Source organism: Fluctibacter corallii, from assembly GCF_025751585.1.
GTDB lineage: Bacteria > Pseudomonadota > Gammaproteobacteria > Enterobacterales > Alteromonadaceae > Fluctibacter_A > Fluctibacter_A corallii.
This window is the reverse complement of sequence record NZ_JAOWKX010000005.1, coordinates 189718-216214: the sequence shown is the minus strand read 5'-3', so window position 1 is coordinate 216214 and position 26497 is coordinate 189718. Positions and strand designations below refer to the sequence as shown.

Sequence of the window (26497 nt, the reverse complement as noted above, 5' to 3'; positions counted from 1 at the left end):
AGAGCCGTTAATTCAAACTACCTTTTCGGCACAAGTAATGCGGGATCTAGGCGTTCTTTGAACCAGTTAATACGCCAATCAAGGTGAGGCCCAGTTGCCCTTCCCGTCGCACCTATTTCACCGACCAGTTGTCCTTGTTTAACCGTATCACCTGCTTCAACATGTCCTTTACTCAAGTGCAAGAACGTTGATGACACTCCATGGCCATGGTCAATAATCATGGTACCGCCAGAATAGTACATGTCAGGCACCCATAACGTAATAATTCCATCAGCGGGTGCATGCACTGGCGTACCTACAGGCCCTGCTACATCGACACCAAAATGCGGACGCTTTGGCTTTCCATTCAACACTCGCTGGCTGCCATAAACCCCAGAAATACGCCCTTCAGCTGGCCACACAAATTGGCCCATGAAATCAACACGATCATCATCGGTTCTTCGGGCGTTAGCCACCTGTTGATTATCTTGACGAATACGCTTAAGCACTTCTTCAGGTGGCGTAACCATCTTAGGAGGTAGCCCCTCAATATGCTGAATATCGTATTCTCGCTCGGATAGCGTAATCGTATGAACGCGTGGCTGTTGTTCATCTAATGCCACTTTAAGAGTATGGGTTAATGGAGCATCTCGCCCAAACCCAATGGCAAAATACCCGTCAGAAGAGACTTTCACCTGCGTATCGTTAAGAAACACCTTAGCATTGGGTGCCACTTTTCCTCGCAATAAACTACCTTGTGTGCGCTCACCTTCAAGAACCAAGTCTTGTGCCTGCCCTATATTAGCGCCAAACATAACGAGGCTAAAAGCCAGAATCCCTGCCAGCACCTTATGCATAGGCGATTGCTCCTTTACCCACACCTTCAAAAGCGAAAACCTTAAACTTCGCTGGTTTACCAGCATGCTTTTCTTCATGAAGGCGCTTTTGTTCATTTGCCATGTACTGTGCCAAACATTCGACCGTCGAGTCTGTGTCGATAATTTCAGTTTCAGATTTCGGAATGGCAAGCTCAAAAATACCTTGGCTCGCTTCATAAGAAAACAAGTAATGCTCCGCATAATCAACTAAGTCAGGGACAAAACCTGTTCTTTCTAGCGTCACCATGTCTTCTTCAGAGCCAATATAAATGTCTTCCCATCGGTTTGCCCAATACGCCTGCCAAAATTGGCTTTCGTTCTCATTTTCAAACACGATGACTTTAGAACGATGACCATGAGCAATACGCTGGCAGTTACCATCGTGCTTTTTCAGCCCATGCGTGTAATGGTAATACGGGGTATTGATCACTTCTTCACGCAGAATTAACTCCAATCCTTCGACATTATCGGGAAGGTGCGTCGCAATGACTTCTTTCAGGTATTGGCTCACCGACGGCATCGTGATCTCGTCTGCATAAATAAATGCATACGCATCGGGCGGGCAATTGAGATGAATAGACTTGCCTTCTTGACGCATAAAATCAACACGCACCATTTCAGTGGATGAGTTGGTCGTAATCTGGCATTGGCTGTGCTCGGCAGGCACTAACAGCTTATGATCGACATATTCGTCTATCAGATACTTCAGCTCTTTTTTTACCTTACCAAAATCCTGCACCATACTTTCTTCATTGAGCGCGCCGTCAAGCACAACATCAACGATCCAGCTTTCCCCTACCATACCGCGCTTAGGGCACAAATAGGAAAAATCCATTACGGTGAGATCATTTACGAATAACTGCATAGGTTCCGTCTTCTTTCTTCATTAGAGCTAGAGTATACATTCAGATGCCTGTCGATGACACCTGACTCAGTTTATCTGGTTAAAGTTTGTGCCAGTGGTACAAATACGCCACCCATCATTTCGCTTTGAGCAATTGATCTTTGAGGTTAGGTGGAATCCCTTTGATCATCAGCGTATCAGTCTCTGGGTTATACATCACGCGCTCACCGAACAACTTGCGGTCAAAGCTTAGGCTGATTCCTCCACCTTGCCCTGTAAACTTTGCAAGTGATTTTAGCATCGTTTTATCCGCCTGAAAGTTTTCTTCAAGAGGAGCATCTGTTTGTTGGTTAAACTGATAAAAATCGTTATCACTGTCTTTCGGCAACTTGTCAGCTAATTCACGTAACTGAATATCCTCCCCCTGCTCAATTTTTTCTTTGTAATATTGTGCCACCACCTCTCGATTTTGTTGTTTTTCTTGTGGATCAAGTTGTTCGCTCGACAAATATTCATCTACCGAATTAAGAAGTTGCTTGTTTTGTTGCTTAACATCAACTAACTCTTGGCAACCCACAAAATTCATGAAGAAATCTGACACCTTACGGCCCATGCGTCCTTTAATAAATGCGATGTAACGATTCTGCTCTGGTGTGGTGTGGAGTTGCGTTAAATCTATTCGTACTGCCAATTGCATTTTTGCCAAATCTAAGTGGTCGCTGTGGTTCAGCTCTAAATTTGCATTAATTTCTACGTGCTCACGAGTATTCAGCAAAGAAATCATCAAATATTCAGTGGCTAAAAATTCGTAGTGGCTAAAAATCACAAACCCGGTTTCAACCGTGCCAGCATTTAGTAGGCTTTTCTTCAATAGTTCACTGCTTTTTACACTAAATTCGACGAAGTTATCAGGATTTTCCATCATGTTCTGCAACAGCGTTCTGAACTGTAAAACCTGTTCGGCATCTACGCTGCTTTCGTTATCTTCAGTCTCGGGAATATTGTCAGCCTCGATGAAGCCACCAACGCCTTTACCAGGTTTGGTGTTGAACGCATGATTAATTTGGTGGGCTAGCTCTTCAATGTCAGCTGAAACGTCAAAACAGGCGTTTCTTGGATTAACCACAAGCTCTTGTTGCTCGTTAATCGAAAGTCGATGTACAACGAAATGATGAATGACTGCACTCATTTTTGAACCTTTTTTAGTCGAATTAATCAGCAAAGTGTTAAATATTGACCACCTATCACGGGATCACTCGCAATTTTGATAGACGATTGATACTATTTCATCGTTTAACTTATATATTTACGAGAACCTTTTAATGCCACAACAATCTAAGTACTCAGATAATCAGTTTGAAGCCGTTATGCATGACATCATCATGGCATTAGAAAAGAATCAAGCTGACCGAGATTTATCACTTATGGCACTGGGTAACGTAATCACCAACATTTTTAAACATCAGGTTGGCGACGCTCAGCGCGAAAAAATGGCCGAACAGTTTACACAAGTACTCTTAAAAAGTATCAACGGAAAATAAAAAAATTAAATGATACTCACTGAAACGCCGAGAAGAAAGCTCGTCACCAAGCTGGTTAATTGGGGACATTGGTTTGCTTTGCTCAATATTGTGCTAGCAATCGTTATCGCGTCTATCTACGTGTTTTCTTCGCCCGTGCCTGGCACGGTAGTTGGAAGCCTTTACCTCTTTACCAATTGGTTTAGCCATATGGGGTTTCTCACCTTTATGGCGTTTGTTATTGTCATTCTACCGCTATGCTATTTGGTTCCCAATGCGAACGTCGTAAAAGGGCTTAGCTCAGTTGTCGCAGCATCTGGGTTGGCGTTGCTTGCTTTTGATGCACTTTTGTTCAACAAATACGGACTGCATCTAAATTTAAGTAGTGCAGAGCTAATACGTTCCGAAACCAAGACCGTAGTCGCTCAGCTGACGTGGTCTCGATGGCTGTTCTTAGCCCTACTGTTTATGGTTTGGCTATCGTTCCAATTAATTGTGGCGAATGCCATTTGGAAACGTATTGAACGATTGCAAAAATTCAAACTTGGTTTGCCTATCAGCAGTTTCTTTGTGCTGTGTTTTGTCAGCAGCCACGCCATGCACGTTTGGGCTGACGCGAATTTGTATCAACCAGTTGTAAAGCAAGATGATATGTTTCCTCTTTCTTATCCGGCTACAGCAAAAACATTGATGTCACGTTATGGCTTGCTGGACATTCAAAATTATCGTCAGCGCAAAGCGCTTCAAGTGGATTATGGCAGCAAACAACTGCAATACCCTACCGAGCCAGTTTATTGTGGTATTAATACAGCAAGTCAATCCATTGTTGTGATTGTGGATGGCGAATTGCCAAACGATGAGGGTTTCAGGCAGCAGCTTGCTAGTTTTAATAAATACAGCGGGCATTACACGTTTGGTGCAAACTATCAGTCGATGGTGACTACGACGTTATTTGGATTGCCAGAACTGTATCAACCTTCACTATCAAATAAAACGCCTCTCGTGCTAGAGCTAGTGTCCAAAATGGGCGTTAACGTTACGGTTTATAGTGACAGCGTAATCGAGCACGATAAGGTAGTGAGCTATACGAAAGAATGGTCTGCATTTACCCGTGATCTGCAGAAAAAAAAGCCCACTCTTGCCTTTGCTTTTGTGAATAGCTCGCAGGTTATGTCGTTGCTCTCGACCGTAACTAACAGTGGGTTTGACGTACTTCTCACGTCGTACTCACAAGATCCACATGGTCCAGTGCAGCTGTACAGTAACTATGCGCTGAATACGACATTGTCTACCAGTGAAGATATCGCCCCTACCGTACTATCACGATTGGGATGTGCCGCTGCCCCATCCATTTACAGTACAGGCCGAAGTCTTATCGCGCCAAATCGCAATTGGGTAGTCAGTACAACAGACAATAAAGTGGTTGTATTGTACAACGGCCATAAGATTGATGTTCTTGGAAATGGAAATTATAAAATCTATGAACGAGACTCTGGAGAAGAAAGCTTGGCACCGCTAAATACCAGCTTGTTAAGCCAAGCAATGAAGCATTTGAGCCGCTTTTATCAGTAAACACTCGTCTCCTCGCTTAACTCACGGTGATGTCAATCAATGACGTCGCCGTTTCAATATCTAGTTTATTTATCTCCTCTTGCGACAATGGGGAAAAGTTGTCATCTTGCCTAAACCAAATTTTACGCCCAACATTTGCAGCTTCGGCGGCTTCCATGTCTGATACGTTGTCTCCGATCATAACACTCTGAAGCAAATTCAAATCAAAATCGGCCTTCGCCTTTAGCAACATACCGGGCGCGGGCTTTCGACAAGAACATCTTTTTTGTATACCATACTCAGGATGATGTGGACAAAAATAGACAGCATGTATTGTCACCCCATGATGTTGAAATTGCGCTTTTACCCAATTCATTAAGTGGTTAAAGTCATCCTCGGAATACATCCCCCGTGCGATACCCGACTGATTCGTTACTATGGCGATAGTATACCCTGCCTGATAAAATCGTTTAGCGACATCGAAGATGCCTGGAACGAAATCAAATTTATCAATTTGATAGGTATAACCGTGATCGATGTTAATAACCCCGTCACGGTCTAACAAAAGCGCTTTGTTCATTCGCCCTTCCTCCAAACCATCACTCTGAAATCTGCTGTAATTGAGGTAAGTGACGCATTAATCGTTTCTCTCTGAGAGGGGTTTGCAGCCCAGTAATAAGGTGTCATCATCAACAGTTGATCCCGTTGGACAGAGTCTGTTAACAAAATGGTGAAGGTTATCCGTTTTTCATCAAGCAGTGTAAATCCTGACATTTCATGTGCAGGTACAGGGTGCTCCTCAACGTCATCATAAATATATTGCTTAAATTCATTCAGATGATGAGAATGGGGTTCTACAACAATCCAGATCCCATCTTCTTTTAATACTCGATGCATTTCTGCCTCCGAAGACGGTGAAAATATTTGCAAAATACCATCAAAGCACGCGGCGTTAACGGGCACGTCAAAGGTACTTGCCACCGCATAGAGCCAGTTTTTATTGGCTTTTGCCGCTTTTAAAACTGCAAATTTAGATACGTCACAACCAGCAACGTGAACGTCTTTTTGCCCAGAGACGATCTCTCTTAGATAATACCCTTCACCGCATCCAGCATCAAAAATGTGGCTACCTGAATCAAGTAATCCATAGACTGAAAACAACTCTTTAAGCCCATTGACCAGTGGTTGATACGCTCCTGACATAAGAAAATTACGTCGCGCATTCACCATCTCTTTACTGTCGCCCGGCGTTTTGCTGCGCTTTTGATTCGCCAGAACTAAATTAACATAGCCTTCTTTTGCTTTATCATAAATATGACCTGCCTCACAATGCCACGATTGCGTATCTTGAGATAATGGCTGTTTACACTTTGGGCAAATCCACATGGTTTAGATTTCCAAATTCAAATTAGCCGCATAGTGTAGTGGAGTGCAGGCGAGGAATCTACTGTACAGCATCGGTAAATTCGTAGCCGATGAAGTGCTAAATGTAATTGGTACGCAAAAGAATTGAAAGCGACATAGTTGCCCTATACGAAAAAAGCGCGAGATTCGCGCTTATTACTTAATAAAGACATGACGCTCCAACGCGCGCCATATAGCTATTATCACTCAAATGTTAACGAATGCCTAAATACGCGTGCCGCCATCCAGCTCGATTGTGCGCCCAGTGAAATATTCATTTTCAAAAATGAATTTGGCAGCATGACCTAGTTCGCTAACATCCGCTAATCGTCTAAGCGGAACGGTGCTGAGGAACTTTTCCTTCATTTCTGGGCGCATCTGATTGGCCATCGCGGTTTCAACCAATCCCGGTGCGATACACCCTGTACGAATGCCAAATCTCGCTAATTCTTTCGCCCAACTCACTGTCATGGTTGCGACGGCCGATTTGCTCGCAGAGTAATTAGTTTGACCCATGTTACCAGCACGAGACACTGAAGAAATGTTAATGATTACGCCTTCGCTTTCGGTATTGATCATTTGCATTGCTGCCTCTCGGCTGCAAAGAAACGTGCCGGTCAGGTTTACATCAAGCACAGATTGGAACTGTTGCTTAGACATTTTATCGACGACTTTGCCTTCTTTTACTTTAAGTAGCATACCATCTCGCATGATACCTGCACTGTTAATCAACCCGTTCAACTTGCCGAAGTCATTCGCTATGCGAGAAAATATGGCTTCAACCGCCTCTTCATCCGTCACATTTACTGCATAGGCACGCGCGGTGATCCCCTTCTCTGCTAGCTCAGATGCTGCTTTTTCAAGTGCATCTTCTTGCATATCAATGAGCGCTATATGCGCACCTTGATCGGCTAATGTATCAGCCATCGCGCGACCTAACCCCTGTGCCGCTCCTGTGATCGCTACTACTTTATCTTTTAAATTCACGTGCTTACCTTACTTTTTATTTTCGAACATAGTAAAAATACTTGAAAAATCTTGTTTGCCATAGCCATGTTGACTATGTAGGGTATACAGGCTTTGCGCCAAAGCCCCCATAGGCGTTGACGAGCTGCTATGTGTCGCCGTTTCCATTGCCAGTCCCAAGTCTTTTTTCATCAAATCTACCATAAATCCACCCTGATATTGATTTGAACTTGGCACATTATCCATCACGCCGGGGCATGGATTATACAATTCAAGTGTCCAATTTCTGCCTGAGCTTTTCAACATGATGTCAGACATTACTTTGGGATCAAGGCCATTGTCGATAGCCATTTGAAGGGCTTCAGAGGTGCCAACCATCAAGATACTCAATAGCATGTTGTTGCAAATCTTTGCCACCTGACCAGCACCGTGATCACCAGCATGAAAAATATTTTTTCCCATTGCTGACAATATCGGTTCAACAGCAGAAAAGGTTTTTTGCTCGCCCCCCACGATGAACGTAAGCGTGCCAGCCTTGGCTCCACCGACCCCACCTGATACTGGCGCATCAACAAACTGAACACCTCTTTCGCCTAGTTGTTGAGCCACCAGCTTCGCTGTTGCCGCATCTATCGTACTTGAATCAATAACAACACATTCGGCAGATAGCGTGTGGATCAAGCCTTCATCAGATAAATACACATTTTTCACATGCTGACTCGCAGGCAGCATCGTAACTATGAATTCTTTATCTTGAGCAAGCGTTTGTAAATTAGATGCCGAACGCGCTCCTAATCCTTCAAGGTTTTTCACCGCCTCTGTATTTAAGTCAAACACGGTAACGTCATGACCGGCTTTTAACAGGTTTTCGGCCATTGGGCCACCCATATTGCCTAAGCCAATAAATCCAATCTTTGCCATGAGATGCTCCTGTCCTGCGCTAATGAATATGGTGTAAAGGGTGAGTTTGATCAGACCAACGAGGTGTAAAGAAGCTCTCAACAAGAGATGTTTCTACTTCTTGCACATTTTTGTACTTCCAGTTTGGTTCGCCATCTTTGTCTATCAGTAATGCACGAACGCCTTCTTGAAACTCACCAAGTTCTCCGCAACGGCATGACATGCCTAATTCCATCTTGAAGCATTCAGCCAGTGTTTTATTCTTACCTCTGGCTAATTGCTCAAAAACAAGATGCATCGTAATTGGAGAACCCGCTGCAAGCCCCTTTTGGGCTTTCGCTAGCCATTTATCGTCAGTCACGTCCATCGAAAGAATTGACTCGACGACCTGCGTCACATTATCCCCTTGCGTGACCGCTTCAATGTTAGTTGCGTTAGCTTTTACATTGCCTTTAGGCAAACCGACTTTAAAATCGCTATGCATATGGCGACATAAATCAGATACCTTTTCATGGTTCAAGCTATCTGAACTTCCCCACTTTAAATCGATAAGGCGCGACAAAAATGCGTCTTTTTGCTCATGGGGTATGTAAAAGTCAGCCAGGTCAATAAACAAGGCGTCTGTTGCATTGATGCTGGCACCCGTTAGTCCCAAGAATAAACCACATCCCGCTGGCATCTTGTTTAAGAACCAACTGCCCCCCACATCAGGATACAAACCAATCGTAATCTCAGGCATGGCTATGCGGGAACTTTCGGTAACGATACGATGGCTCGCGCCACTCATTAAACCAAGCCCGCCGCCCATCACAATACCATTACCCCATACGACGATAGGTTTAGAAAATGTGTGGATCAGATAATCTAGCGTATATTCATCGGTAAAGAAGGTTTGCAATGAGGATGGCATATCACCTGGTGCAGCCTGCATCGCCTTATACATAGCAACGATATCGCCCCCTGCACAAAATGCTTTATCACCTTCACTATCAAGAAACACAGATACGATATTGTCGTCTTTTTCCCACTCGCGAAGGGTAGGAAGTAAAAGGTCAATCATATCTTGCCCTAGCGCATTTAGCGCCTTGGGTTTATTCAATGTTGCCTTTCCGATATATTTTCCAGAAGGCGTTTCTAACAACGAGAAAAGTACAACGTCAGACATATCACCTCCTATAGGATGTCGCCTGCGTTTTCAGCCAAGATGCGTCTGCCGATAATGACGCGCATAATTTCATTTGTGCCTTCAAGAATTTGATGCACACGCACGTCACGCACCATACGCTCGACGGGATATTCTTGAATGTACCCGTATCCGCCATGCAACTGAAGCGCTTCGTTACATACGTTAAACCCCACATCCGTAGCAAAGCGTTTTGCCATTGCGCAATAGGCCGTTTTTTCTGCATCTTGAGTATCCAATTTGTAGGCAGCGAGTCTAACCATTTGGCGGGCAGCCACCAACTCGGTTGCCATGTCAGCAATCTTAAATTGAAGCGCTTGGAATGCAGCAATGGGTTTACCAAACTGCTTGCGCTCTTGCATATACGTTTTCGCAGTATCTAGCGCAGCCTGCGCTGTGCCAATTGAACAGGTCGCAATATTAATGCGGCCACCATCTAAACCCATCATGGCAAACTTGAAGCCTTGTCCTTCATCGCCAAGTAGATTATCGACGGGGATTTTCACATTCTCGAACGTCACCAAACGTGTAGGTTGCGCATTCCAACCCATTTTTTCTTCCGCCTTACCGTAAATAATCCCTTCAGCATCAGCCGGAACAATCACGGCAGAAATTCCCGCGGCACCTTCTCCGCCTGTGCGAACCATCACCACTAAAACATCGGTTTCTCCGGCACCGGAGATAAACATTTTAGAACCATTAATGACATAATGATCCCCTTCTCGCTTGGCGGTGGTACGCAAACTGGCTGCATCAGATCCTGAACCCGGTTCAGTAAGACAATATGACGCAAGTTTCTCGCCGGTAACTAACACGGGACACCAGTGTTCTTTTGCCGTTTCCGTTCCCCAAGACGCAATCATCCACGTTGCCATATTGTGAATCGTCATCATGGCTGTTGTAGCGGTACACCCTGTTGCAAGTTGCTCAAAAATAATAGACGAATCTAAACGGCTTAATCCCAGTCCGCCCTGCTCTTCAGGTGTATACAAGCCACAGAAACCCAGCTCTCCCGCTTTTTGAATCACTTCTTTAGGAAAGTAATGTTCTTTGTCCCACTTCGCCGCATTCGGCGTAAGTTCCTGATCAGCAAATTGACGTGCCGTCTCGGCAAAGGCAACCTGATCTTCTGTTAAATCAAAATTCATGTGAAATCCTGTTAAAAGCTAATACGACGAAGCGACGCGCATTGACTATCTAGCGCCGCTATAGCCTGTAAACGATTTATCTCAGTGTGATGGTCATGTTTGGGCCTGTTGGAATGTCGTCCTCAAACCATCGAGACGTGACTGTTTTGGTTTCGGTATAAAAGCGCACGGCTTGTTTGCCATAGGCGTGCAGATCGCCGTAGAAGCTGTTTTTCCACCCTGTAAATGAAAAGAAAGGTAAAGGAACAGGGATGGGTACATTCACACCCACCTGACCCACTTCTACTTCATGCATGTATTTTCTTGCCGCCGCGCCGCTTGCGGTGAAAATAGATGTGCCATTTCCGTATGGATTGCTGTTTACTAATTCCAGCGCCTCATCGAGTGAATCTACTGACATACAACACAGCACCGGACCAAAAATTTCTTGCTGATAAATGGCCATATCCGTTGTGACATCTGCAAACACCGTCGGCCCAACCCAGTTTCCTTCTTCGTAACCTGACAACGTAAACTCTGATCCATCAACCAAGCACGTCGCCCCCTGCTCTTTACCTTTAGCAATTAAATCAAGCACGCGGGCTTTGGCTTGCGGGCTAATCAGCGGGCCGAATCCGGCTTTTTCATCATTCCATAAGCCAGGTTGCACCTCTTTAATCATTTCTGCCAGTTCAGGGATCCAATTTTTTGATTCGCCAACAAACACAGCCACAGAAATTGCCATGCAACGTTGCCCTGCCGCCCCGACTGAAGATCCCACTAAGTTGTTTAATACCTGTGCTTTATTGGCATCTGGCATAATCACTGAATGGTTTTTTGCGCCTGCAAAACACTGGGCTCGTTTCATGTTATCGGTGGCCGTTTTGTAAATGTATTGCCCGACTGGCACTGAGCCTACAAACGACACCGCTTTGATATCTTCATGATGTAACAGAGTATCTACCTGTTCTTTTCCTCCATGAACAATATTTAGCACCCCTTTTGGCGCACCCGCTTCAATGAACAGCTCTGCCAGACGCGTTGGTGTTAGAGGATCTTGCTCCGAAGGTTTAAGTACAAAGGTGTTGCCGCAAGCAATCGCCATTGGGAACATCCACAGAGGAATCATCGCTGGAAAATTAAACGGTGTAATGCCCGCGCAGACGCCAAGCGGCTGAATGTAACTTTGTGTATCAATGCCACGCGCGACATTTTCCACCGTTTCCCCCATCATCAGTGAGGGAATGTTTGCGGCTTGTTCAACCACTTCGATGCCTCGCCAAACATCGCCCTTCGCATCTGCAAACGTCTTACCCGTTTCCTGACTTAAAATTTCAGCGAGTTCATCATGATGTTCTTTTAGTAAATGCTGATAACGCATCATCAGTCGAGCACGTTCAGGTACTGGCACATTTTTCCAGCTTTCGAATGCTTCTTTTGCGCTTGCAATCGCACGCGCCATTTCTTGATCAGTTGCACAAGGTGCTTGGGCAATCACACTGTTATCAGCGGGGTTCGTAACATCGATAAACTGCTCAGACTGGGATGCTGTGAATTCACCGTTGATGAGAAGAGGAACTTGTTTCATATCATTACCTTTACGAGGCCATGTTTTTTTAAAACATTTGCAACTATGTTACGTGCAAATACACTTCTGTTAATTTTCTGTTGTCGAGATTATCAAACTTTTAACCTTGACGTTAACGTAAAGTGCAATTAACTGCAATGATGAGTGACAACTTCTCTGTACACCTCAAACCCTAATCTGTATCGTCTGTATAAATAACGATACGTAAGTCGAGTATCCAGCACGTAAATTCGCTGTTATTCTTTGGACTAGAAGAATAGAAACAGGTTTCAAATTACCGAGTGGAAAAGCGCATTGTCAGCATCGCTGTTGTAGAAGATAACGGCATGGCACAAATCAACATACGTAATCATCTGTTAGCAATGGAATTTAATAAGGTGGATTGCTTCAGTCATGGGCGAGAGCTGAAATCTAGCATGCGTCGTCGCCACTATGACATTTTGCTAATGGATTTTCATTTAGGTGAAAATAAAAACGGCGTTGAAGTTGTGCAAGACTTAAAGCGCGAAGGCTTACTAAAAGAAACCACAAGTCTGGTATTTATTACCTCAGACCGCATGCCCATGATTATCGGGCAAATTGTTGATATTCATCCCGACGATTTGGTGCTCAAACCCTACACGATTAATAACCTTCAACGCACAGTCGTTAATACCCTCAAAGTCAATTTGCATCTTAAATCTGTGCATACATTAATGGATGCAAAAAAGTACGCGGAAGCGTTGGAAAAGTTAGAAGAGCTAATGTTCGCGAATAAAATGCCGCGAGCATATAACCATATGCTCAAACTAAAAGCACGTCTTCTCATCAAGCTTGAGCGCTTTGATGAAGCTACGCTGTTATACAAAAACGTATTGCAAAGCTCAGATAAAATTATTTGGGCTAAATGGGGCCTTATACAAAGTGAATTTCTTGCCGGTCGTTCTGAGCTTAGCGAAAAAATTCTCAAAGGTATGCTGGGCACGCACCTTACTAATGACAAAGCGTGCGAATGGTTGGCTCGCATTAGCATTGATAAGAAGGAATTCGTTAAAGCAGAAGAGTACATGGAGCAGATTAAAGAAAGCTCGCTGTCTGTACCTGCAACGAAGCTAAAAGCCTATTTATACCAAATTCAAGATAAAGTGGAAGACGCCGTTGGCTTACTGGAACGTCGACGTGAAGCCAGCCGAAGCGTAAAAGAAAAATTTGCTGAATATTCACTAGAACTCGCTCGATGCTATTTAAAAGAAGCGGAAGACAAGCCCGCCAATGAGCGTGCCGACAGCCTACAGGTCGCCCGTTTTCTCATTGGCTCTGCGGGTAGACGCACATTAGAAGATGGCTTGGACTTAAAACGCAGTTACATGAACGTTGTTGCGGCCATTTTGGAAGGCAATATGGAAAAGGCCGAAAACCTACTAAAACAAGAAGGCATTGATAATTTCAAAAAAGCTGACGTTTCAACCATGACCGACGCCGTTAAAGCATGGTTGGCAGTGGGAGATGAGTTAAAAGCATCACAAATTTTATGCGAATCTGAAAACAAAATGTTGGCGTTAGAAGATTTCACCGAGAAAACCCTCTCCAATATGTTAATTAGCAAAAGCGAAGAAAACCTGGGTGAAAAGCGTCCTCGTGCCCTTAAGTTTAATAAACAAGGTCTTGAGCTTTACAACGATCATAAAGTAAACGAATCAATCGATTACTTTTATCAGGCCTATATTTTATTCCCCGAAGAACCCGCATTTGGATTAAACCTGCTGCAAAGCTTAGTAGAGGGTAAAATTCCCAAACATAAAGAAGCCCGAACACTACGATTGTTCAATGACTTAAGCAAACGTGAACTATCAACGGGGAACAAAAAACGTATCGAAGAGCTAGGCGATAAAATAGAACAACATCGCGATATGTTTATTGTTGTTGAACCCGCCCCTAAAAATGGACTGCTTAATCAGTAAGCAGTCATTAAAAATACTGGTGTGTTCCTTCCAATAAAAAATACCAATTATATAATCATGTCGATTTTACATATCAGCATGATGCGTAAAATAATACAATTACGTGGTAGTATAGCCACTGTAATCTCTTTACGCACTTTCCTAGATAAATGTGAAGAGGCATTGGTTTCACGACTACTTGTCTTATTAGAATTAAATGTACAGAGAATTTTATGTTAAAAATTGGATTAATATTCTTTTTGGTCGTTTTTTTGACGTCATGCACTAATGTCAAAACGTTAAATATAACAAGAGGGCACATTGAAATATTAAGTAATCACGATATATCCACTTTCAGCGATTATGGAAATAACATTGTTTATGATGACGAGGCTAAGTCATATCGTTACGATATTTATATAGGTGGATACGGTGGTTGCGGAGGACATTTACTTATCTATGCTAAACCCAAAATGGACATATTTATGGTAGAGAATGCTTACTCAAATTACATCGTCAGAGAAGTGCACCATCAATTGACACCTCCGACAAAATGTAAATTATTTATTGAATACATATCTAAATCAAAGGCAAAAGTTTCTGAGTAAAAGCCTTTTGTGAATTCAACTCCAAACGGCTTCTCGCGAAGAGATTTGTTATATGTCACTCCAGATAATACCAACGTCATCAAACTGCCTAGTAATTTTTTTTGTTACAGACACAACATATTGATGTTTTGCCACTTTTCTAGATGCAATAACGACGGTAGTAAACCGATCCTGATTTCTTACAAGTTTAAGGTTTTAAATAAGTTCTTCCAAGCTCACATTCTCATATTGGCATCTTAATTGGCCGAACTCATCAATAAAAATATATTGTTGAGAGAAAACACACGAACAACTAGGTCCAAATTTATCTTCAAATTGGATTAGCAAAGCGGGGGGCAGATTCTTTAACAAACAGCGTCGCCCCAATCGCTAGTATAGAGAAAAATAACCCTGTGAGTGCAAACTGAAAGGTCTTGATTTCCACATATTCATTTTAGGTAAAAACGACCAGTTAGCTGATAGCAAACATCGGCAAAAAATATGTAACGAAGTAACGTCGCTCTAACAGACCTAAGCTTTTAGGCTTTTTATCCTATACTTAAAAATATTGGTTCACATGACTTTACAACGATTAAGACATGGAGGTGACAGAGCATGAGCCAAAACTCACTGTATTTGTTTAATATCTTGATTACTAAAACGCAAAGTGTTTCGAGCCCCCACGAAAAAGCTGAGCGTAATGAAAAACTCGAGGAGGTTGTTTCTAAACTAGAACACACGTACAGAAAGGTATTCAGAACTAAATTTACCCCGCACACGTTAGATTGGCAAAGAGATATTATTGGCGATCCCTTTGTTAAACACGTTATAGATGACGAAGAGGTGGGAGCGCTGTTAGCCGTTAATGTTGCTATTTCCAGCGATGCTAGACAAATATTCGAAGATTATGCACGGACAATGCTCTCCCACCAGCTGCAAGATAAATTCGGCGATGGTTATATCGTTAAAGTATCATTACGTCCTACATTACAAAATTATGATAAAAAAGAGGTGAAGGAAACCGTTAGGTTCGCTAACCAAAATTTGAGCATAGGCGATGTAACCGAGCTCTTACAAAAACAGCTGTTACAACAATCTGCGCTTCACAACTCAATATTGCTGGCAGTTCTTTTTGTTTTTTCAGCGACTGTTATCGTGCTATTGCGCTATTCTGGCTTCTTATAAGGATTGTGGCCAAATGGATTTATATCTTATGCTTCTATTGGCTCTTTTGGGGCTATTGACGGCTACGATGATATTAATTAACTTTCAAACATCTTGGCACAGAGATAGACTAATTATTCGCTGGGTATTAATACTACTACTGACGATTATCCCTGTCTCAATCATGTTATTTGGAGCATTCCAAAAGCCCGCGCCAAAGCCAAATGAACCGATTTTAGTGGCTCTTTCTCCGCAAACACTTGAGAGCTTTAATCAGTGCGAAGGCTGCGTAGAGCAGTTGCAAGAGGCTAAATTATCGATAAACATCACGCTCAACGAGCTCAGTAACAGAATAACTTGGCTAGAGCAGGAAATTGCTACCAATAAAGCGGTCGATGAAAACTTCTCCCATCATAGAGCCTTGCACGAACAGCTTATGGATTTGCAAGAAAATCTCAAAAAGCGTAAACATGAATTACTGACTAACCAATCTTCGGAATTAGATTTATCTGCAATATCATCACAACTAGCCAAAATTAACACTACTCTACAAACTAACCAGAAAAAAACTGTAAACCAAATATCTGATATCCCTATTTGGGCTTATTTTCTTATAGTTTTCTTAATTTTATATGCTGTAATTTATGCCGCTGGAAAACTGCTGTCAGTTCTTAAAGATAAATATGACAACCTGAACGGCTTCGAAATTTCAATGTTGTTTACGGGGCTTATTATTTCGCTAAGTAGTAGCATTTCACTAACAGCAGTCGAATTCAGTGCTGAACTTCCTAGTTTAGCAGTATCATTAATCGGAATAACATGCATTCTAATCGCTGCAGCCTTTCACGCTGCTGAAAATGGGCGAGATACTAAAGCTCAGAATAGAAACAAACACTTTCGGCTATTCAGTATTTTTTTTTCGCTGTTAGTGCTTATCATTGTCATTTTTTTGCTCTTTATGATAGCTCGAAAAGAATCCATAAACATCTCATCCTCTCACACTGCTGAGGGTCAAACTACCGCCTTACCTGTTTCAATCATTCTACCGCCGTCACTATCCCGAAGCACCGAACAGCATAGTTTGCCTATAAGCACCAGCCTTATAAGTAACCGTATTATAGAGTCGCTTAAAATCTATCTGGATAAGAGAAATGAAAAGCAAAATTCAGAAGTGTTAAAAGTAGAGGAAGGTGCGAGTAAGCAGACACTGTATAATCGCGAAATAAGACTACCGATTTTTTTCAATGCAGAAGCAAAATGTGCATCTCAAAACACCGACCTACAGAAGGAAAATATGAGCGTGCGTATTGATGAAAATTCGTTGAAGATTATGCCAGATGATAAGAGCTATCTTTTCAAGCTCAAAGAAGAAATTAGAGCGTGTGTAGGCCGAGGACACACTATAGTTATTGACGTCGCAGGCTTTGCCAGTAGCTCTACCATTGCCCGAAGAGACCTACAAGGTTGCGGTGTAAAATCACCGATGGAATTCAACGTAAAGGTAGCAAATGCACGACGTGAAAGAGTTTTAAGCGCTTTGGGGCTTGATGAAACAGGCTTGCTGGAATGTGGAAAAGGATGCCGAGTAACGGGTACCCGCTGGACTGAATATGACGAGATGGCATTAAGGCGCGGCGTGGTTGACGAAAATGATGGCAAATATGATCCAATCCTTGGTCTTTTTAATCGACGAGTAGATGTTGCCTTCATCGCTACCCCACATTGCCAGTTTTTATCAGGTGTCGTCCAATAAGCGTCCAAAACGTAAAATAGGATAGTTCCTGACAAGGAAAAGCGTTATACCCCTCCTTTTCTGCTGAAGAAAAATATAGGCAAGGCTCAACACTAGATGTTGTCTAATTAAATTTCAGAGAAGTCGCCCCCTGACTTGCTTGTCTACAGTGGCAATTGGTACTTTATCTTCACTTCATCAATCAGGCGATGGCGTGAACTGAATAAACGCTCATGAAGCGCAAAGCGTTCACTAACGCGAGCTCACAAAGTTATCAGAACGAAACTATAACACTACGTATATATTTAAACAGAAGCATTATGCATCACTGAGGAACGTTGCAATCATCTAAACGCAGGATTAATTCAACCCTGCGGCAGCCCTTGCTTTCTCTCTTACATAGGACGCAAAATCGAGCCCTTTTTTAAACCGAGCTTCAGCTGCCGATATACCTGTTTCATCCCCATTCGCCACCATCAGCGCTTCGGTCAATATTTTGTAAAGTGAAGAAACGTGAGCTTGATAAGCGCTTTCAATGGCTTTTTCTGTTTTGTCCATAATAGGTCCTTTTCAGCACATTTTCATTCGATACGATTCATTTCTAATGTGTTCATAACGTTGTCAATAAAATGAGAGCATATTGACAACGCCCACAGGTGCGAAGCCAATTTTCAATGTATCTGTAGATACCCTATCAACTGGCATGCACCTGTATTCAGAAGGGTGTTCTCAAAACGTTATTAAGCAAGCTCTATTGCCATAGCCGTAGCTTCACCACCACCAATACACAGAGACGCAACACCCTTTTTCAGTCCTTTGTTTTTCAATGCGTGAATAAGTGTGACCAATAATCTCGCGCCCGATGCACCAATTGGGTGACCCAATGCGCATGCGCCACCGTGAATGTTCACTTTATCAGCATCTAAGTTCAATTTACTCATGGCCAACATCGTTACCATAGCGAACGCTTCATTGATTTCAAATAGATCAACGTCATCCTTGCTCCACCCTGCTTTTTCTAACACTTTTTCCATCGCACCGACGGGCGCTATGGTAAAATCTTCAGGTTTAATTGAATTCGTGGCATGCGCTTTAATAGTAGCCAACACAGGCAGGCCAAGCGACTTTGCCTTATCTTCTGACATTACTAATAGTGCTGCGGCGCCGTCTGAAATAGAACTTGAGTTGGCAGCAGTCACGGTGCCATCTTTTTTAAATGCCGGACGCAAAGACGGAATTTTTTCAGGCTTCGCATTGGCTGGGCCTTCATCACTCGTCACCGTGATTTCACCTTTGCGAGTTGATATCGTGATGGGTGCCACTTCATTATCAAACGCGCCTGACTCGATTGCGTCAGATGCGCGAGACAACGAGCGTAACGCAAACTCATCCATCGCTTCACGCGTAATACCCTCTTCATCAGCGGTAGCTTGCGCAAAACATCCCATGGCTTGTCCATCATAGGCATTTTCCAATCCATCCATCATCATATGGTCGAGCATTTGCCCATGACCCATACGATAACCACCACGTGCTTTAGGCAATAAGTAAGGGGCATTGCTCATGCTTTCCATGCCACCTGCCACCACGGCATCTGCCGAACCGGCTTTAATCAGGTCATGAGCCATCATGACCGCTTTCATACCTGAGCCACATACTTTATTGATGGTAGTCACACCTGCCGACAGGGGGAGCCCAGCTTTTAATGCTGCTTGCCTAGCTGGTGACTGGCCTAGCCCAGCAGGTAAAACACACCCCATAATAACTTCATCGACGTCTTTGGCAATTTCAGACGTCACAGTGTGCTTGATCGCCTCTGCGCCTAGTTCTGTTGCTGCCAGAGGTGAAAGTGCGCCCATAAACCCTCCCATAGGAGTACGTTTTGCCGCAACGATGACAACATTTTGACCGCTCATAAGAATTCCTTAACGCTAAAAAATAGACAATATTTCGTACAGATTTGTCGTTTCGTACAGGATTATGAACATACGACTTTGTAACGTTCTTCACAAATCCAGAACAAATGTTGACGACATGTAACTGTTACTTTACCTTTACGTTAACTTACTCTTTACGTAAACGTAAAGTGATATTTTTCGATAAAAGCAGCAAATAATTGAGAAGTAAATCCATGGCTGATGTGACTTACACCATCGGAGAGTTATCAAAAACCTTCGATATAACACCTAGATCAATTCGGTTTTACGAGGAACAAGGTTTGTTGCAACCTGAGCGTGCAGGTCAAAACCGCGTTTACAAAAAGAAAGACAAAACACGCTTAAAACTTATATTACGAGGCAAGCGATTAGGATTTTCGTTGGCGGAAGTCAAAACGTTGTTTGCCCTTTATGACAACAGTAGCAACTCTGAAGCACAGCTAGAGGCGATGCTGCTTATGACAGAACAAAAGCGCGCCATCATGAATCAGCAGTTAGAAGATATTCAAATGCTAATGAATGAACTGGACGAAGTTGAAGCCCGTTGTATCGACGAGCTCAGCGAATTACGAAGAGGATAAATACCATGCATGCACCTTACCCTACCCTAAACTTTGGCCTTGGCGAAGAAATTGATATGTTGCGTGACCACGTATACAACTTCGCACAAGCTGAAATCGCTCCGCTTGCTGAAAAAGCAGACGAACAAAACCAGTTTCCAAATGAATTATGGCCAAAGCTGGGTGAAATGGGCCTGTTAGGGGTAACAGTATCTGAACAATTCGGCGGCTCAGATATGGGTTACTTAGCCCATACCATAGCTATGGAAGAAGTGAGCCGCGCCTCTGCGGGTATTGGCTTAAGTTATGGCGCACATTCTAACCTATGTGTTAATCAGATTTATCGTAACGGCAATGATGCCCAGCGTGAAAAATACCTCCCCCAATTGGTCAGTGGTGAGCACATTGGCGCATTAGCGATGAGTGAACCAAATGCGGGTTCTGATGTGGTAAGCATGAAGCTACGCGCTGAAAAGAAAGGCGACGTTTATGTACTAAATGGCAATAAAATGTGGATCACAAACGGGCCTGATGCTGAAACGTTTGTTATTTATGCGAAAACAGACGTAAACGCAGGTCCTCGTGGTATTACCGCATTTATTGTAGAGAAAAGCACGCCGGGATTCTCTCAAGCTCAAAAACTCGACAAATTAGGTATGCGTTCTTCCAACACATGTGAATTGGTATTTGAAGATTGCGAAGTACCGGCAGAAAATATTTTGGGTAAAGAAGGCGATGGCGTGCGCGTACTCATGAGCGGACTCGACTACGAGCGTCTTGTTTTATCGGGCGGCCCGTTAGGTATTATGCAAGCGTGCATGGACATTGTGGTTCCTTACATTCACGACAGAAAGCAATTTGGTCAATCGATTGGTGAGTTCCAGTTGGTACAAGGCAAAGTAGCCGACATGTACACCCAAATGAATGCGGCACGTGCCTATGTTTATGCTGTTGCCCGCTCATGTGATCGTAGCGAAACCACCCGTAAAGACGCAGCCGGAGCCATTTTGTACTCCGCAGAGCTTGCCACCAAGATGGCATTAGATGCTATTCAGCTTCTCGGCGGAAATGGCTACATCAATGAGTATCCAACGGGTCGATTGTTGCGTGATGCCAAGCTCTATGAAATTGGCGCAGGCACATCGGAAATTCGCCGCATGCTTATTGGACGTGAACTCTTCAAAGAGTCTGTCTAATCTAATTAAACCTGAGCGGGTTTATTCATCAGTGAATAAGCCCGCTTGCTGTTTTTGAAGTTAATTGTCAGGAGCAAATCCGTGCCCCGCATTCAAAGTAAAATTAATAGCAAATCTCAGGCATTCCTAGACAATGCTGAGCACATGCGCGCTCAAGTTAACGACTTGCGTGAAGTCATTGATACGGTAAAACAAGGTGGCGGCGAAAAAGCCAATAAGCGCCATACCGACAGAGGTAAACTGTTACCTCGTGAACGCATCAATACCTTATTAGATGAAGGCTCTCCCTTTTTAGAGTTATCACAATTGGCAGGCTGGAATGTATACGAAGATTATGTTCCCGCAGCCGGTGTGATCGCCGGTATCGGACGCGTTAGCGGTGTCGAATGTATGATTGTGGCAAACGATGCCACAGTAAAAGGTGGCACCTATTACCCACTTACCGTGAAAAAGCATTTACGCGCTCAAACCATTGCAGAGCAAAACAACCTACCGTGTATTTATTTAGTAGACTCTGGCGGTGCGAACCTCCCACGCCAAGATGATGTATTCCCAGACCGTGAGCATTTTGGGCGTATCTTCTACAACCAAGCTAATCTCTCTGCACAGAATATTCCTCAAATTGCGGTGGTAATGGGCTCATGCACGGCGGGTGGTGCTTACGTACCAGCTATGGCTGATGAGTCGATTATTGTAAAAAACCAAGGCACCATTTTTCTAGGTGGACCTCCACTGGTTAAAGCGGCAACGGGCGAAGTGGTCAGCGCTGAAGAACTAGGCGGCGGAGATGTACACTGCCGTACATCAGGCGTTGTTGATCATCTTGCCAATAACGATCACCATGCCCTTCAACTCGCAAGAGATGCCGTAGCGCGATTAAATCGCACTAAGTCATCGCAACTTGATATCAGGCCGCCAGTTGACCCACTATATGCCAGCGAAGAAATCTACGGTGTAATACCAAAAGACACCAAGCAGCCTTATGATGTTCGGGAAATCATCGCCCGCATCGTCGATGGTTCTGAGTTCGACGAATTTAAAGCCCTTTATGGCACAACGCTGGTCTGCGGATTTGCGCGCATTTTCGGCTATCCTGTAGGCATTGTCGCGAATAATGGCATTCTATTCTCAGAATCTGCACAGAAAGGGGCACACTTTATTGAGCTTTGTGCGCAACGTAAAATTCCGCTGGTATTTTTACAAAATATTACAGGGTTCATGGTAGGGAAACAGTACGAATCTGGCGGTATTGCCAAGCACGGCGCAAAAATGGTTACCGCTGTGGCATGTGCAAATGTTCCTAAACTCACGGTGTTGATCGGCGGCAGTTTTGGTGCAGGGAACTATGGCATGTGCGGCAGAGCATACGATCCGCGCTTCTTGTTCATGTGGCCTAACGCGCGCATTTCGGTCATGGGCGGCGAACAAGCCGCAGGTGTTCTAGCACAGGTTAAACGCGATCAAAAAGAGCGTGCCGGTGAAAATTGGAGTGCTGACGATGAAACTGCGTTCAAGCAACCCATTATCGACACCTATGAAGAACAAGGGCATCCATACTACGCATCGGCCCGTTTGTGGGACGATGGCGTCATCGATCCTGCCGACACACGGTATGTGTTAGGTTTGTCTCTATCAGCCGCCCTTAATAAAGACATTGAAGAAACACGCTTTGGCGTATTCAGAATGTAAGGACATAGCCGTGAATACATCTATCACTTCCCTTCCCTCTAACGAAGCCATTCGTGTTGAAATTGACGCTCGTGGTGTGGCCTATGTCACCCTGAATCGTCCTGAAAAACATAACGCATTTGATGACCAACTTATTGCCGGATTGACCGACACGTTCCTAGCAATAGGTGCAAACGAGCGTGTAAAAGCCATGATTCTCCAAGCCGAAGGTAAAAGTTTCTGCGCGGGTGCAGATCTAAACTGGATGAAGCGCATGGCGACTTATTCTTACGATGAAAACCTTGCAGATGCGAATGCGCTAGCGACCATGCTGCATACGCTTTACACGCTACCAAAGCCCACCATCGCTCGTGTACAAGGCGCAGCCTTTGGTGGTGCTGTGGGTTTAGTCGCATGCTGCGATATCGCCATCGGCAGCAAACTAAGCAAATTCTGTTTAAGTGAAGTAAAATTGGGGCTCATTCCTGCCACCATTAGTCCTTATGTCATGGAAGCGATGGGCACCCGCAATGCTAAACGCTATTTTATGACCGCAGAAGTCTTTTCATCCCACCGTGCAAGACGCCTAGGTTTACTTGATGAGTCGGTAACAGAAGAAGAACTAGATTCAACCATCGAAGGTATATTAGATAGCCTACTCGCCAATGCTCCCTTAGCCGTGGCAGCCGCCAAGTCACTTGTTTTTGACGTAAAAGACCAAACCATTGGCGCGCCTTTAATGCAACTTACCAGCAATAAAATTGCAGAAATACGGGTTTCTGAAGAGGGTCAAGAAGGGTTAACAGCTTTCTTGGAAAAACGTCAACCTGCATGGCGAGTTCAAACTGCAAAAGACGCTGAAGTGGCTACCTCAAAGGATGATAAGTAATCATGTTTAAGAAATTACTCATTGCAAATCGCGGCGAGATTACTTGCCGTGTGATTCATTCAGCCCGTAAGCTGGGTGTAAAAACTGTCGCTATTTATTCAGATGCTGATGCGAACGCGTTACATGTGAACATGGCAGACGAAGCCGTGCATGTTGGCCCATCTCCCTCGAGAGAGAGCTATTTACAAGCTAAAAAGATTATCGATATTGCCGTCGCAACTGGCGCAGATGCCATTCACCCCGGTTATGGTTTTTTATCTGAAAATGCCGACTTTGCACGTATGTGTGAAGACAATGATATCGAATTTGTTGGTCCGCCAGCGTCTGCCATCGAAGCAATGGGCTCAAAGTCTGCTGCTAAACAAATTATGGAAGAAGCCGGTGTTCCATTAGTGCCTGGCTATCATGGCGACGACCAAGCACCAGACATACTGAAAAAACATGCTGACGATATGGGTTACCCCGTACTGCTTAAAGCCGCTGCTGGCGGCGGTGGCAAAGGCATGCGTCAGGTATGGTCTGAATCTGAGTTTACGTCTGCACTGAATGCAGCTAAACGAGAAGCCATGTCGAGTTTTGGTGACGACATCATGCTGGTAGAAAAATACCTTACTCAGCCGCGTCATGTCGAAATTCAAGTTTTCTGTGATAAATATGGAAAGGGGGTGTATTTATTCGAGCGGGATTGTTCCGTACAGCGCCGCCACCAAAAAGTAATCGAAGAAGCTCCTGCACCTGGTATGTCTGACGATCTGCGAGCGCAAATGGGCGAAGCAGCATTAAAAGCGGCTAACGCCATCGACTACGTCGGCGCGGGCACAGTCGAATTCCTGCTGGATTCAGATGGCCGCTTCTACTTCATGGAAATGAATACGCGTTTGCAAGTAGAACACCCTGTAACCGAGATGATTACAGGTGAAGATCTGGTTGAGTGGCAACTTCGTGTCGCCAGTGGTGAGCCACTTCCTAAACGACAGGAACAATTGACCTTAAAAGGACATGCGTTTGAAGCGCGGGTGTATGCGGAAGATCCTAACAATGACTTTCTACCAGCAACTGGCACACTGCACCTTTTGCGACCACCTGTTGAATCAGACTTTGTGAGAGTCGATACAGGTGTGAACCAAGGCGATGACGTATCGGTGTTCTACGATCCCATGATTGCAAAGCTCATTGTTTGGGATGAAAACCGCGAAAAAGCACTGGCTCGTCTTTCAACTGCATTGAGCGAGTACCACATCGAAGGTGTGACCACCAATATAGATTTTTTATATAACCTGAGCACACACGCTTCATTTAAGCATGCCGAGTTAACCACCAACTTCATCGAAAAACATGAAGAAAGTTTGTTTAAACATGATGACGCGGATGCAGAAGGTCTGATTCCTCAGGCTGCATTGTATTTGTTGCTTAGCAAAGAAGCCGATATGGCGTCAGGCAATCACGATCGCTATTCTCCGTGGCAGGAGAACAACAACTGGCGTGCCAATGAAGTACATGCACAGACTTTAACGCTACGTGTGGATGATAAAGTCCATACACTGAGCGTGACGTTACAAATGCAACAAGGGACGCGATCATTTTTAATTGAAACTGAAAATGACGCATATAAGTGTCAGGCAGATTTAGATGGTGACATGCTAATTACCACCATCAACGGCCACCGACGCCGCTCTACTGTTGTCGCGCATGAGCAAAGCTATTCTATTTTCACATCAGAGCGCGTACTTAGATTTAGTCGCGAAATGCCCGATCTCGGCTTAGCTGACGATGATACATCAGGTGCTGGGCTTACTGCTCCCATGAATGGCACGGTCGTTGCGCATCTGGTAGAAGTAGGAACAGAAATCGGAAAAGGGACACCATTGATGGTCATGGAAGCCATGAAAATGGAACACCAAATCGCTGCACCAACCAAAGGCACAGTGAAAGAATTCTTTTTCCAACCAGGTGAGCTTGTGGACGGTGGCGCTACATTACTTGACTTTGAGGAGTCTGACACATGATTCGTTACCCTTCCAAGGTAAAAATTGTAGAGGTCGGCCCAAGAGACGGCTTGCAAAATGAGAAGGACATCGTCTCGTTAGAACACAAAGTCACTCTAGTGCACGACCTCGCCAATGCTGGCCTAAATGTGATTGAAACAGGCAGTTTTGTCTCTCCTAAATGGGTACCGCAAATGGCAGATAGCGCAGAGGTATTTCGCCACATCAGCCGTAATCCTTCTGTGCAATATACTGCGCTAACGCCAAACATGAAGGGTTTCGAAGCCGCTCTGGCGGCCAATGTCGATGAAGTCGCCGTATTTGGTGCAGCGTCTGAAGCGTTTTCTCAAAAGAATATTAACTGTTCGATAGAGGAAAGCTTAACGCGTTTTGAACCAGTGATTGCAGAAGCGCAGAAACACAATATACGTGTTCGTGGCTATGTGTCATGCGTATTAGGCTGCCCGTATGATGGATTTATTCACCCTCAAGCCGTTGCCAATGTTGCAAAGCAACTATTGGACATGGGGTGTTATGAAATTTCACTTGGCGACACCATTGGCGTCGGTACACCAATAAAAACCGCAGAAATGCTAAGTGAAGTATTGACAGTTGTGCCTGTTGATAAGTTGGCAGTGCATTTTCATGATACTTACGGTCAAGCACTCGCCAACATATTAATTGCATTACAACATGGCATAGCCACGATCGATGCATCGGTTGCGGGGTTAGGCGGATGCCCCTATGCCAAAGGTGCCTCTGGAAATGTGTCTACCGAAGATGTGGTCTACATGCTACACGGTATGGGCATTGATACTGGCATCGACTTGAATAAACTCGTGGATGCAGGCCAAACCATTATGCGCGCTCTTAATCGCGAGGGACAATCCAAAGTCGCCAATGCGTTAGTGTAATAAACA

24 protein-coding genes are annotated in these 26497 nt (G+C 44.1%); 12 read left to right on the top strand and 12 right to left on the bottom strand.

What is annotated here, in order from left to right:
* Nucleotides 1-17: 17 nt before the first annotated feature.
* From OE749_RS11125 to yejK, 3 genes are all read right to left on the bottom strand, one after another.
* Nucleotides 18-836, bottom strand: coding sequence for a M23 family metallopeptidase (locus OE749_RS11125; protein WP_404828166.1), 819 nt, complete (start codon nucleotides 834-836; stop codon nucleotides 18-20).
* Nucleotides 829-1722 carry a 6-carboxytetrahydropterin synthase gene (locus OE749_RS11120; RefSeq protein WP_263712531.1) on the bottom strand — a complete coding sequence of 298 codons (894 nt, stop codon included), beginning with the start codon at nucleotides 1720-1722 and terminating at the stop codon, nucleotides 829-831. The genes OE749_RS11125 and OE749_RS11120 overlap by 8 nt, the downstream gene beginning before the upstream one ends.
* Before the next feature lie 115 nt (nucleotides 1723-1837).
* Nucleotides 1838-2890 (bottom strand): nucleoid-associated protein YejK, encoded by a 1053-nt coding sequence (gene yejK / locus OE749_RS11115; protein WP_263712530.1) that lies wholly within the window; start codon nucleotides 2888-2890, stop codon nucleotides 1838-1840.
* Nucleotides 2891-3023: 133 nt separating this feature from the next.
* Between yejK and OE749_RS11110 the strand changes: the two genes are divergently transcribed.
* Nucleotides 3024-3242, top strand: coding sequence for a YejL family protein (locus tag OE749_RS11110; protein ID WP_263712529.1), 219 nt, complete (start codon nucleotides 3024-3026; stop codon nucleotides 3240-3242).
* A 9-nt stretch (nucleotides 3243-3251) separates the two neighbouring features.
* A complete protein-coding gene (locus tag OE749_RS11105) occupies nucleotides 3252-4793 on the top strand; it encodes a DUF3413 domain-containing protein (RefSeq protein WP_263712528.1) in 1542 nt (513 codons plus the stop codon).
* Between the two features lie 16 nt (nucleotides 4794-4809).
* Here OE749_RS11105 and gmhB read toward each other — a convergent pair whose 3' ends face one another.
* The 7 genes from gmhB to OE749_RS11070 form a co-directional block, all read right to left on the bottom strand.
* Complete coding sequence (gmhB, locus tag OE749_RS11100) at nucleotides 4810-5352, bottom strand: D-glycero-beta-D-manno-heptose 1,7-bisphosphate 7-phosphatase (protein WP_263712527.1); 543 nt, start codon at nucleotides 5350-5352, stop codon at nucleotides 4810-4812.
* Nucleotides 5349-6158: a putative RNA methyltransferase gene (locus OE749_RS11095; protein WP_263712526.1), complete on the bottom strand. Its 810-nt coding sequence runs from the start codon at nucleotides 6156-6158 to the stop codon at nucleotides 5349-5351. Before OE749_RS11095 ends, gmhB begins: the two co-directional genes overlap by 4 nt.
* 243 nt (nucleotides 6159-6401) lie before the next feature.
* On the bottom strand, nucleotides 6402-7163 hold the full coding sequence (locus OE749_RS11090) for an SDR family oxidoreductase (protein ID WP_263712525.1): 762 nt from the start codon (nucleotides 7161-7163) through the stop codon (nucleotides 6402-6404).
* Nucleotides 7164-7172: 9 nt separating this feature from the next.
* The gene (mmsB, locus tag OE749_RS11085) at nucleotides 7173-8063 is read right to left on the bottom strand and encodes a 3-hydroxyisobutyrate dehydrogenase (RefSeq protein WP_263712524.1); all 891 of its coding nucleotides are present in this window, start codon (nucleotides 8061-8063) and stop codon (nucleotides 7173-7175) included.
* Between the two features lie 19 nt (nucleotides 8064-8082).
* Nucleotides 8083-9207, bottom strand: a complete 1125-nt coding sequence (locus OE749_RS11080) for an enoyl-CoA hydratase/isomerase family protein (RefSeq protein ID WP_263712523.1) — start codon at nucleotides 9205-9207, stop codon at nucleotides 8083-8085.
* Nucleotides 9208-9215: 8 nt separating this feature from the next.
* On the bottom strand, nucleotides 9216-10373 hold the full coding sequence (locus tag OE749_RS11075) for an acyl-CoA dehydrogenase family protein (RefSeq protein WP_263712522.1): 1158 nt from the start codon (nucleotides 10371-10373) through the stop codon (nucleotides 9216-9218).
* A 76-nt stretch (nucleotides 10374-10449) separates the two neighbouring features.
* Nucleotides 10450-11940: a CoA-acylating methylmalonate-semialdehyde dehydrogenase gene (locus OE749_RS11070; RefSeq protein ID WP_263712521.1), complete on the bottom strand. Its 1491-nt coding sequence runs from the start codon at nucleotides 11938-11940 to the stop codon at nucleotides 10450-10452.
* Nucleotides 11941-12221: 281 nt separating this feature from the next.
* Here OE749_RS11070 and OE749_RS11065 point away from each other — a divergent pair, with 281 nt between their 5' ends.
* From OE749_RS11065 to OE749_RS11050, 4 genes are all read left to right on the top strand, one after another.
* On the top strand, nucleotides 12222-13880 hold the full coding sequence (locus OE749_RS11065) for a response regulator (protein WP_263712520.1): 1659 nt from the start codon (nucleotides 12222-12224) through the stop codon (nucleotides 13878-13880).
* A 212-nt stretch (nucleotides 13881-14092) separates the two neighbouring features.
* Nucleotides 14093-14467 carry a hypothetical protein gene (locus OE749_RS11060; protein ID WP_263712519.1) on the top strand — a complete coding sequence of 125 codons (375 nt, stop codon included), beginning with the start codon at nucleotides 14093-14095 and terminating at the stop codon, nucleotides 14465-14467.
* Nucleotides 14468-15061: 594 nt separating this feature from the next.
* The gene (locus OE749_RS11055; RefSeq protein WP_263712518.1) at nucleotides 15062-15631 is read left to right on the top strand and encodes a hypothetical protein; all 570 of its coding nucleotides are present in this window, start codon (nucleotides 15062-15064) and stop codon (nucleotides 15629-15631) included.
* Between the two features lie 13 nt (nucleotides 15632-15644).
* The gene (locus OE749_RS11050; RefSeq protein WP_263712517.1) at nucleotides 15645-17363 is read left to right on the top strand and encodes a hypothetical protein; all 1719 of its coding nucleotides are present in this window, start codon (nucleotides 15645-15647) and stop codon (nucleotides 17361-17363) included.
* Between the two features lie 339 nt (nucleotides 17364-17702).
* On the opposite strand, the gene OE749_RS11045 is transcribed toward OE749_RS11050, so the two are convergent.
* Both OE749_RS11045 and OE749_RS11040 read right to left on the bottom strand, forming a co-directional pair.
* Complete coding sequence (locus OE749_RS11045; protein WP_263712516.1) at nucleotides 17703-17900, bottom strand: hypothetical protein; 198 nt, start codon at nucleotides 17898-17900, stop codon at nucleotides 17703-17705.
* Between the two features lie 182 nt (nucleotides 17901-18082).
* Nucleotides 18083-19258: a thiolase family protein gene (locus OE749_RS11040; RefSeq protein WP_263712515.1), complete on the bottom strand. Its 1176-nt coding sequence runs from the start codon at nucleotides 19256-19258 to the stop codon at nucleotides 18083-18085.
* A gap of 215 nt (nucleotides 19259-19473) precedes the next feature.
* On the opposite strand from OE749_RS11040, the gene OE749_RS11035 reads away from it, so the two are divergent.
* From OE749_RS11035 to OE749_RS11010, 6 genes are all read left to right on the top strand, one after another.
* On the top strand, nucleotides 19474-19860 hold the full coding sequence (locus OE749_RS11035) for a MerR family transcriptional regulator (RefSeq protein ID WP_263712514.1): 387 nt from the start codon (nucleotides 19474-19476) through the stop codon (nucleotides 19858-19860).
* A 5-nt stretch (nucleotides 19861-19865) separates the two neighbouring features.
* Complete coding sequence (locus OE749_RS11030; RefSeq protein WP_263712513.1) at nucleotides 19866-21035, top strand: isovaleryl-CoA dehydrogenase; 1170 nt, start codon at nucleotides 19866-19868, stop codon at nucleotides 21033-21035.
* Between the two features lie 81 nt (nucleotides 21036-21116).
* Nucleotides 21117-22724, top strand: a complete 1608-nt coding sequence (locus OE749_RS11025) for a carboxyl transferase domain-containing protein (protein ID WP_263712512.1) — start codon at nucleotides 21117-21119, stop codon at nucleotides 22722-22724.
* A 10-nt stretch (nucleotides 22725-22734) separates the two neighbouring features.
* On the top strand, nucleotides 22735-23592 hold the full coding sequence (locus OE749_RS11020; protein WP_263712511.1) for an enoyl-CoA hydratase/isomerase family protein: 858 nt from the start codon (nucleotides 22735-22737) through the stop codon (nucleotides 23590-23592).
* A 2-nt stretch (nucleotides 23593-23594) separates the two neighbouring features.
* The gene (locus OE749_RS11015) at nucleotides 23595-25598 is read left to right on the top strand and encodes an acetyl/propionyl/methylcrotonyl-CoA carboxylase subunit alpha (RefSeq protein ID WP_263712510.1); all 2004 of its coding nucleotides are present in this window, start codon (nucleotides 23595-23597) and stop codon (nucleotides 25596-25598) included.
* Nucleotides 25595-26491: a hydroxymethylglutaryl-CoA lyase gene (locus OE749_RS11010; protein WP_318527878.1), complete on the top strand. Its 897-nt coding sequence runs from the start codon at nucleotides 25595-25597 to the stop codon at nucleotides 26489-26491. Before OE749_RS11015 ends, OE749_RS11010 begins: the two co-directional genes overlap by 4 nt.
* Nucleotides 26492-26497 lie beyond the last annotated feature (6 nt).

Bases quoted from the DNA above. Each gene is read 5' to 3' on its own strand.
- OE749_RS11125 (WP_404828166.1), bottom strand. From the start codon at position 836: ATGCATAAGGTGCTGGCAGGGATTCTGGCTTTTAGCCTCGTTATGTTT.
- OE749_RS11120 (WP_263712531.1), bottom strand. From the start codon at position 1,722: ATGCAGTTATTCGTAAATGATCTCACCGTAATGGATTTTTCCTATTTG.
- yejK (WP_263712530.1), bottom strand. From the start codon at position 2,890: ATGAGTGCAGTCATTCATCATTTCGTTGTACATCGACTTTCGATTAAC.
- OE749_RS11110 (WP_263712529.1), top strand. From the start codon at position 3,024: ATGCCACAACAATCTAAGTACTCAGATAATCAGTTTGAAGCCGTTATG.
- OE749_RS11105 (WP_263712528.1), top strand. From the start codon at position 3,252: ATGATACTCACTGAAACGCCGAGAAGAAAGCTCGTCACCAAGCTGGTT.
- gmhB (WP_263712527.1), bottom strand. From the start codon at position 5,352: ATGAACAAAGCGCTTTTGTTAGACCGTGACGGGGTTATTAACATCGAT.
- OE749_RS11095 (WP_263712526.1), bottom strand. From the start codon at position 6,158: ATGTGGATTTGCCCAAAGTGTAAACAGCCATTATCTCAAGATACGCAA.
- mmsB (WP_263712524.1), bottom strand. From the start codon at position 8,063: ATGGCAAAGATTGGATTTATTGGCTTAGGCAATATGGGTGGCCCAATG.
- OE749_RS11080 (WP_263712523.1), bottom strand. From the start codon at position 9,207: ATGTCTGACGTTGTACTTTTCTCGTTGTTAGAAACGCCTTCTGGAAAA.
- OE749_RS11075 (WP_263712522.1), bottom strand. From the start codon at position 10,373: ATGAATTTTGATTTAACAGAAGATCAGGTTGCCTTTGCCGAGACGGCA.
- OE749_RS11070 (WP_263712521.1), bottom strand. From the start codon at position 11,940: ATGAAACAAGTTCCTCTTCTCATCAACGGTGAATTCACAGCATCCCAG.
- OE749_RS11060 (WP_263712519.1), top strand. From the start codon at position 14,093: ATGTTAAAAATTGGATTAATATTCTTTTTGGTCGTTTTTTTGACGTCA.
- OE749_RS11055 (WP_263712518.1), top strand. From the start codon at position 15,062: ATGAGCCAAAACTCACTGTATTTGTTTAATATCTTGATTACTAAAACG.
- OE749_RS11050 (WP_263712517.1), top strand. From the start codon at position 15,645: ATGGATTTATATCTTATGCTTCTATTGGCTCTTTTGGGGCTATTGACG.
- OE749_RS11045 (WP_263712516.1), bottom strand. From the start codon at position 17,900: ATGGACAAAACAGAAAAAGCCATTGAAAGCGCTTATCAAGCTCACGTT.
- OE749_RS11040 (WP_263712515.1), bottom strand. From the start codon at position 19,258: ATGAGCGGTCAAAATGTTGTCATCGTTGCGGCAAAACGTACTCCTATG.
- OE749_RS11035 (WP_263712514.1), top strand. From the start codon at position 19,474: ATGGCTGATGTGACTTACACCATCGGAGAGTTATCAAAAACCTTCGAT.
- OE749_RS11030 (WP_263712513.1), top strand. From the start codon at position 19,866: ATGCATGCACCTTACCCTACCCTAAACTTTGGCCTTGGCGAAGAAATT.
- OE749_RS11015 (WP_263712510.1), top strand. From the start codon at position 23,595: ATGTTTAAGAAATTACTCATTGCAAATCGCGGCGAGATTACTTGCCGT.
- OE749_RS11010 (WP_318527878.1), top strand. From the start codon at position 25,595: ATGATTCGTTACCCTTCCAAGGTAAAAATTGTAGAGGTCGGCCCAAGA.